Source organism: Chitinophaga niastensis, assembly GCF_003014755.1.
Lineage (GTDB): Bacteria > Bacteroidota > Bacteroidia > Chitinophagales > Chitinophagaceae > Chitinophaga > Chitinophaga niastensis.
This window is the reverse complement of sequence record NZ_PYAW01000002.1, coordinates 1,277,514-1,286,866: the sequence shown is the minus strand read 5'-3', so window position 1 is coordinate 1,286,866 and position 9,353 is coordinate 1,277,514. Positions and strand designations below refer to the sequence as shown.

Genomic DNA, 9,353 nt, shown 5'->3' with positions numbered 1-9,353 from the left:
TTTCATATCCAGGGTTTTCTATGCTTGAATGAATTTCATGGCTTCTTCTTTTGATAATTCGCCATTAGACAACTGTTCCAATATCTGCCGGTAGGTAAGTGTGATGGAATCAGCCACTGGCTGCTGCTCATTTATGCGACGGGGATCAAACACCAGCCTGTGATCGAAGGCATATTTCGGTAACGTTATCAACGCTCCTTTATAAACTGCCATCAATCTGCTGAAGTCAACAGGCGACCAGGTAATCCATTTTACGGCTAATTCATGCATATCGCTATTCGCTGTTGCTGCAGTTTGCACTAATCCGTCATCAGCAGCATCTTCTTCCGGTGGTTCAGCAGCCAGATACACGCCTTGTTGCGATACCGTATTCTTTGTTTCCAGCAATAATATAAGCCCGGCCACCAGCTCTTCAACAGAAGCAGCCACTATAGCAGCTCTGTAAGGCAGGTACTGGTTATTCCTTAATAAAGTGGAGGCAATAGCTGATGCCGATAAGTCAGGATTCCTTTCCAGGAAATGCTGTAACTTTTCCAGATACAGCCAAAGACTTACAGGGGTTTTCGCTGAAAAAATAAACAGTTGTTTACCAGATACCGTATCAACAATTGGCTGCTGCGATATGTACTCTTCAATGACCAGGTTAGCATAAGCGCCTCCTGCACCAAAAGAATTAATCATACTTCTTCTCGGCAGTATTTTTCCTGTAACATCATCCTGTAAGGCAGGCCATGGGCTAAGGCTTTCCTGTAAATAAAAAGCGGTGCGATCCAACTTTATATTCGGATTCCGTGGAACTGCATTAATGGAAGGCACCAACGTTTTATGTTTCAGCTGCAATAAAACTTTGCTTAACTGGGAGATACCGGAAGCAGCTTCCAGGTGTCCGATATTCGACTTTACCGCACCTAATGCACAGAATTGTTTTTTATTGGTAAAAGATTCAAAAGCCTGTTGCAGGGCGATCACTTCAATAGCATCACCCAGCGCAGAACCATTGGCGGCAGACTCCACATAACCAATGGTAGCGGGATCTGTACCGGAACGGCGAAGAGAATTTATAATGAGCTGTGCCTGTTGTTTGGGATCGGGCGCATTGTATAATTGCCGGCCTCCACTATGATTGATAAAACTGCCTTTAATAATACCCAGTACCTGGTCATTATCTTTCAGTGCCAGTGAAAGCGGTTTTAATATTACCACACCGGCACCTTCACCAGGAATAAAACCAGTATTGATGCCGAAACTCCTGCTTTCATTTCCATTTCCCAGTAAATCTTTTTGTTGCAGCGCTGCATATTTGGAGGCAACCAATGTAAGGTTCACTCCTCCGGTAACAGCCATACTGCAATTACCTGTTCTCAAACTTTCACAAGCCAGGTGAATGGCGGTAAGTGAGGCAGAACAGGCAGTATTAACCACCAGACTGGGGCCGGTAAGATGAAAGAAATGTGATACCCGGTTAGCAATATGCCATTCAGTAGCATTAGAGCTAAGCTCTCCCAATGACGGTGATGGCATGCACCAGGAATATTGATTATACATGGCACCTACAAACACACCAGCTCCGGTCCCATGCGTGGTTTGCCATTCCCGCAATGTATGCCTGCTGTAGCCTGCATCTTCCAATGCTTCCCACACCACTTCCATGAACATCCGGGTTTCCGGCGATAGTGCAAATACATCTTTGCTGTCAATATCAAAAAGATGATGATCAAATTTGTCTGTATTATCGAGATAACCACCATAGTGATGCTCTACCCCATTCCATCGATGAGCAGGTGTTTCCCGGATACAGTTATCACCTGCTTTCAGATGTTCCCAGAATGCGGTGATATCTGCTGACAACGGGTAACGACCGCTCATCCCTATGATGGCAATATCGTCCGTCTCCCGTGTGTCTGTTGGCAGAACGGGGGGAACAGCCAATGCAGGAATTTTATCTGCAACTACGTTATCTGTTACAGGAACCGGTGCATCAACATTGGCTGCTGCAGGAACAGACAAGCAGCTGGCATAATTCGTGGCCAGGTAATCCGCCAATTCCTGTACTGTTACATATTCAAAGAACAAGGTAGCAGGCAATGCACCTGTCACCTTTTCCAGTTCTCTTATGAGGATTACCTGCAGAATAGAATCAATACCATATTTTTCAAAAGCAGTGTTTAATCCTATCCTTTCCTGCGGCAGCTTCAGCACTTTAGACAAAATCTTTTTTACCAGCTGCTGTGCTGATACCGTTACATCTGCTGCCTGTAAGTGATGCGCAGGCGGAGGGGCCTGTGTCACAGCGCTATCTGCTGCAAGTACCTGCTGCTTCGGTAAACGAAGTGACTGCCTTACAATGCCATCGCTGGCAGCGGCTATTACCTGGTGTCCCAGGTCGTGTGCAACGGCTGCCGGGAAAACAATGTTACTGAATCCTTCCCTTCGCAGTATTGTTTCCCAGGTATCCGGTGCTACTATCGGAGATCCCGGTATACGTAATATTTCATCTTCATACAACCACCATCCGTCCAGTAAACCGAAGGTAAGATGCGCTACCAGCGCTTTCCTGCTCAATTCGTGTAACAACAACAGTCCATGTGCAGGCAGCAATGCTTTAATGTTGCGAAGCACCTGTTGAATATTAGCGGTGGCATGCAATACATTGGCAGCAATTACAATATCATAAGTGCCCGCTTCTATTCCCTGTGAAGCTGCAGGCTGTGTGGTATCAAACAGTTTGCATTGCAGGTAAGGCACCTGTGGCCCGTACATTTCTTCCGCATGCAGCAGAAATGCTTTTGAAATATCTGTATAACAATATTCTGCAATGCCGGATGTAAAAGGACGTAATCTGTCGAACAATACAGTACTTGTCCCCCCGGTGCCGGCGCCTATTTCCAGCAGCCGGATCTTATGTGCCGGGTTAGCGGCCAGTCTTTTTTGTATATAATCTATTGTACAATCAGCCAGTACCTGGTTAAAATAACCGGAGATCTTATTCTCTTTATAAATACCTTCTACCAACGCCATGGAAGAACCGGGAAATATCACATCCGTAGCTATCTGTTTGCCGGTCAGGATTTGAGACAGGGCACGCAGTGTATGTTCTGCCAGTAATAAGTGAGCCTGCATACTGGCATCTTCCAGCCACGCCATTTTTTGTTTTTCCCATTGCTGCCAGGCAAGTGCCATATCCACTTGCGCTATAACGTTGACTGTATAATGCCCGTCATGATAATCTATATAATGATGGCTGTTGAGAATTGATAATGTTTCCTCCAGCCAGCGATGATAGGATGCCGGTAATTTCATGGCTGCCCTGAGGGCTGCAAAAGTTGACTGCCTTTCGCTGAACAGGCCCATATGCTGCAACTGTCCCCACAACAAATTGCATAACAACGCATCCAGCTGTACCAGTTGCTGCTCCTTTTCTTTCTTTATCTGTTCCATGCCGGTATCCCGCATGGTATTTTTGTTATTCATTCCCGTAAAAAATACAGGAGTCATACCATTGTATAACGGTGCCGGATATACGCTGATTTTTTCAAGCGGCATTATATTTTCAGCTGATAGCGGACGGGTGGTTTTCAGCAGTGCAATACTGCTGAACGGTCCGCTCAACAAGGATTCCAGCGCAGTCATTGCTTCCGGCGGCTCTATAGAACCTATACCGGCCGCGGTTACACGCTGACGGTAATCACTCGCTGCCACAATGCCGGTGCTACCCCAGTAACCCCAGTTCATTGTTTTTACAGCGCAGGACCAGTGTTGTGAAAGATACTGTGCAAAGGCATCCTCAAAAGTACTGCCAGCAGCATAGTTGCTCTGACCCGCATTTTTAAGGAAACTGATAATGGAAGAGAAAAACAGTACAAAATCCAGTCTGTCTCTTCCGAATACTTCCGCCAAACAAATGCTCACTGCTACCTTCGCATGCAAGGCTGCCTGGAATGCAGACTCCTCCATCTGCGACAGGCTTTGATCAGACAACACAATAGCCGATTGCACAATGCCATCTATACGTCCGTATTTACGTATTACTGCTGCACGGGCTTCATTCAATGCTGTTACATTGCCGGCATCAGCGCTGATGTATTCCGGTACAGGCCCTGCTGCGCCCAGCTGTTGCTGGTGTAACAAAATTTCTTCATTTGCTGCACGACGCCCTATCCAGACTACCTGCGCCTGGTAAGTCCTGATCATATATTCGGTCCAGGCACGGCCAATACCGCCTGCACCGCCTATTACAACATACACCCCGCCTCTGCGATATAACGATGCAGTTACAGGAAATTGTTCTACCAGTGCCAGCTGCTGTTTATACCATTGTCCCTGCCGGTAAGCCAGGGCATTACCCTGACTTTCTCCGGGCAGGGATAATATGTTTTTCCAGCGTATATCCATGTCCGTTGGCAGATCAACCAAACGTACCAGCCAGTGCGGGTATTCCTTTGCCAGCGAACCTGCCAGGCCGTGTAATGCTGCATGGGAAGGATCTGTATGTTCCTGCTTATCGATGGCGATACATTGTCTTGTAATAAATGTCCAGTCCAGCGTATGCCTGCCATAACCCTTCTGCAGCAATGCCCTGATCAGCCGGAAACATGATACCCCATCCTCCTGGGCGCTTATCAAAGAACGATGATTAAGTAGTTGTCCTTCACTGCCGGCAGCTATCCAGATGATATGTGTAAGTCCGTCCGGCAACTGAGCTGCCAGATCAGCTGATCCGGCATGAAGTACCTGCGCCTGCGGATAATAAGCCAGTAATGTATTTTGTTCTGCTGCCGTACCTCCGGCCAGCAGGACGCGGATATTGCTTCCGGTGGTAAAAGGTAATGGCACGATGGGTGTCGGCTCCCACACAGGTGTGAGCATAAGCGTTCCTGAAAGCGGGTCTTCGTTCACCGGCATCGCTTGCCGGGAAACCACATTTCCGGCGGCTACCCGGGAGGCAAAACCTTTCATCCTGACACATAACTTTCCGGAAAGATCATACAGGTCCACATCCAGTTTACGCACATTTTCATCTGTTGTAAAAGATGTGCTTAAACGTACATGCGACCACATATGCGTTGTGCATGCCTGGTAAATGTCCAGTGAATCCAATGCATAAGGCAATACGGTTTTGCTGTCTCCTTGCTTATTATGCAACACAAAACCTACAGATGCCTGTAAAGCAGCATCTATCATGGTGGGATGCAATACAAAATCCGTAAACGTATTCCTGATTATACCAGGTAATACCAGTTCTGCCAATACCTGGTTATCACCTGCATACAATTTGCTGATTGCCTGAAATCCGCTGCCATAAGCAATGCCAACGGACCGGAAGTAGTCATAACATTCCTCTCCTGAAAATATATAGCCGTTACATTGTGCACGAATCGCTGTAATATCTGCTATCGGAACCGGGCCTGAAGAAATCCATACTGCCCCTCCTGCAAAGCAGTTTATTGCAGCGTCCTCTGTTTTGATATGATCGATTTCAAACCCTGCTTCCTGATGATCTTTTTGATGAAGAAGTACCTGTACCGTTACGGGTGCGCCATCAGCTACTATAGGCCTTGCCCATACAATCCGGTTTAACTGCAGATACGTTCCATCCTGTTGTTGTCCGGCTGCCTGTTGTATGGCAGCACGCACCATTTCCAGGTAGGCTGTTCCCGGCAACAAACGTTGGTCTTTCACACGGTGATCTTCCAGAAAAAATTCTGTACCGGTAAAAACAGTGCTGAAGCGGATACCTGCAAAACCCGAAACATTGTTGTGCAACAAAGGATGAAGCACTTCACCTTTCGGATTATTTTTCGTACCCTCGTTAACGTTATCACTGCGGGTACTGCCGTTGTCTGCCCAGTAACGTTCCCTCGCAAATGGATAAACAGGCAGGTGTATGATATGCGGTAACTCACCTTCATACAGCAGCTTCCAGCTAACAGGGATTCCCTTCACCCACGATGCTGCAATTTTATGCAGCTTCTTTTGGCGGATCCATAATGCCGTTTCTTCCGCTGCTTCCTTTAAAGCTGTTTGACCTATACCACCGGTTACCTGTCCGGTTACCATATCATCCATGATTTCCCCGCGTATAAAAACTTCCAGTTTTTGCAGGAGCATTGCCACCGTATCTGCTAACAGCACCATCCGGTATTCCATTGCCTGCCGGCCTGTTTGCAGGGTGTAGGCAATATCTGCGGGCCGGAGATCCTGCTGAGCAATAAGGGCTGCTCTCAGATTAACTGCGCTGGTTTTTAATTGCGCAGCACTCTGGGCAGATAACACAAACATCAATGGCTCATTGCTCTTTTCTTTAACAGGAGCAACGTTCTCATATTCTTCTATTACAATATGTGCATTGGTGCCACTGAAACCGAAAGAACTCACAGCAGCCTGACGTAATTTGCCGGGAGCTGTTTCCCAGTTGCGCAGCTGTGTGTTAATATAGAACGGACTATTTTCCAGGTCAATGTGTTCATTCAGTGTATGAAACTGAATAGTAGGCGGCAGTTGCTTATGCTGCATTGCTTTCAGCACTTTGATGATCCCGGCTGACCCTGCGGCCGTAAGCAGATGGCCTATATTACTTTTTACAGAGCCCAGTGCACAGTATTGTTCTTTTTCCGTAAATGCACGGAACGAAGCAATAAGCGCTTCCACTTCTATCGGGTCACCCAGTTTGGTACCTGTACCGTGTGCCTCTACCAGAGAAATATTTGCTGGATCAATATTAAAACGTTGATACACTTCTTTCTCCAGGGCAATCTGCGAATTAACGCTGGGAGCAGTGATACCATTGGTTTTACCATCCTGATTGATGCCCCAGCCACGAATAACGCCATATACAGGATCTTTATCCCGCACAGCATCTGATAATCTTTTTAATAAGATCACACCTGCTCCTTCTCCGGGTACATAACCATTCGCCCGGTTATCGAACGTAAAACAACGCCCGTTTTCCGATAACATATTTGCCTGACTGGTGAGCAGATGTGTAAGCGGACCTGATAATACACATACACCGCCCGCAAGTGCCAGATCACTGGTGCCAAGTACCAGGCTATTACAGGCCTCTGCTATGGCTACCAGCGATGATGAACAAGCCGTATCAATTGCCAGACAAGGTCCTTTCAGATTTAACAGATAAGAGATCCTTGCGCTGAGGATGGAAGTAGATACACCCATTAATCCCTGTGCACTCAACCGTTGCTGATCCATCACCTGACCATAATCACCTGTACCGCAGCCTACGAAAACACCACAGCGGCTACCGGATAAAACATCGGGATCAAGACCGGCATCTTCCACGCAATGCCAGCAGTTTTCCAGGAACAACCGCTGTTGCGGATCCATCAGCTCTGCTTCTACAGGAGAAATATTAAAAAATAAGGGATCAAAACAATCGGCATCTGTTACAGCACCCATCCACTTACAATTGGTTTTTCCAGGTGGCTGTTGCGGATCATAATATTGAGCTATCGACCATCTGTCCGGCGGAATTTCAGTAATACAATCTTTGCCTTGCGCTATATTCTCCCAGAAGATATCTGCATTTCCTGACTGTGGAAACTGGCCAGACATACCGATGACTGCAATGCCTTCATAAGCAGGTATGACAGGAGTAATCACACCTTTTTGAACCGGTGTATTATCCGTATTATGATATTTTACAGCAGACTGTTTATGCGCTATCATCTTCTGTATGCATTCGGCCGTATGGTCAGTCATCGCCTGTTGCGTATGACTGATAATGACCTTCCCGATATGCTGTCCCTGATCTACATAAGCCAATGCATCTTTTAACTGGCTTACAGGATAGATGCGGGATACAATGGGTATGATCCTCCCTTCTTCCACCCAGTCTACCATCCGTTGCAGTACTTCTTTTCCATACACCCCTTTGTCAAAACCTAAACGGCGCAGATCAATACTGTGAACAGATTGATTAGCCGTGAGCCGCGACAGATCAAGCATGGTACTTACTTTCAATGCATGCACAGCCAACTCCAGGTAACGTCCGGAGGGAGCCAGGCAATTGATCCCTTTCTGTATACCGTCGCCGGATAACATATTCAACACCACATCTACTCCTCTGCCTTTAGTGATATCAAGTATTTCCTTATCGAAGGCGTTAGTTTTATAATTCATTACATACGGCACCTGCAGCTGCTGCAAAACTTCCAGCTTAGCAGTTTTGCCGGCAGTTCCATAAATCGTACAGTCCTTCAGGTTAGCCAGCTGTATTGCCATCAGACCGCAGCCTCCGGTGGCAGTTTGTATCAGTACCTGTTCTCCTTTTGCCAGCGCACCGATTTCAAATGCGGTATATACCGTACCAAAAACCACCGGCAAACTACAAGCTTCTTCAAAAGATACATTTACAGGTTTACGAACCGTATTTGCCGCCGGAACATTTACATAAGCTGCATGCCCACCTAACTGTTTTCCTGTGATGGCAACCACTTCCTCACCAATAACAAAACCACTTACATCAGCGCCCGTTGCTGTGATAACACCGGCCACTTCAAAACCAGGTACAAAGGGATAATCGGGCATAGTAGGATATAATCCTTTCACGCACATCACATCCGGGAAATTGATAGCGGAAGCCTTTACTGCGATGATTACCTCATCAGGAGCCGGCTCCTGAACAGGCCATTGCTGCAGCTGTACTTCATTTAATGTATGCACACTGTCAACTACCAGCCCATAATATTCGCCCGGGTCGTTGATCAATTGTTGCGGCGGGTTTATCGTATATTCTTTGACGTTATCAACCGTCTTTTCCGGAACAGATTTTTTTTGCTTTTGAGCTATTTCAGCTTGCAGTATTTCAGCAAACTCAATAATAGTAGGATAATCGTATACTTTAGTAACGGAAACGGATACACGATATTTCCTGTTCACAGCTCTGATCCATTCCACTCCCACGATAGAATCCAATCCCATCTCAATAAATCTTCTGGAGGGATGGATGCTTGCAACTTCCATGTACAGGGCATCAGCCAGGCTGGCTGTCAGTTCCTCCTGCAATTGCTGCAACGGAATAAGCGGGACCTCTTCTTTTGCAATGGCTTCCTTAACCGGTGGTTTCTCCGCAGCAGCTCCGGGTACTGTATGGCTGGAAGGCAACGATACAGGAGGAAGTGATACTTTGGCGCTGGTTCCGTTATCAGTTACCTTTAGCTGTCCGTTGCCAGATAACGGCTGCAACGCAATTCCACTGGGCTTCTTATCTACCGGTGGTACTTCCGTTGTCTGCTGGGAAGCACGGATCATTTCCATGGCCTCTTCTTTGGTAATCCGGCCACTCTTCAATTCCTGCAAAATATATTGAAAAATATCTGTCATCTTATGATGGGAAT

Annotated in this window: 1 protein-coding gene; it reads right to left on the bottom strand. The window is 46.7% G+C overall.

The window, feature by feature from the left end:
- Nucleotides 1-18 precede the first annotated feature (18 nt).
- On the bottom strand, nt 19-9,339 hold the full coding sequence (locus CLV51_RS13705) for an SDR family NAD(P)-dependent oxidoreductase (RefSeq protein WP_106528585.1): 9,321 nt from the start codon (nt 9,337-9,339) through the stop codon (nt 19-21).
- Nucleotides 9,340-9,353 lie beyond the last annotated feature (14 nt).

What these genes read in the sequence shown, in the direction of transcription:
- CLV51_RS13705 (WP_106528585.1), bottom strand. Translation starts at nt 9,339, where the DNA reads ATGACAGATATTTTTCAATATATTTTGCAGGAATTGAAGAGTGGCCGG.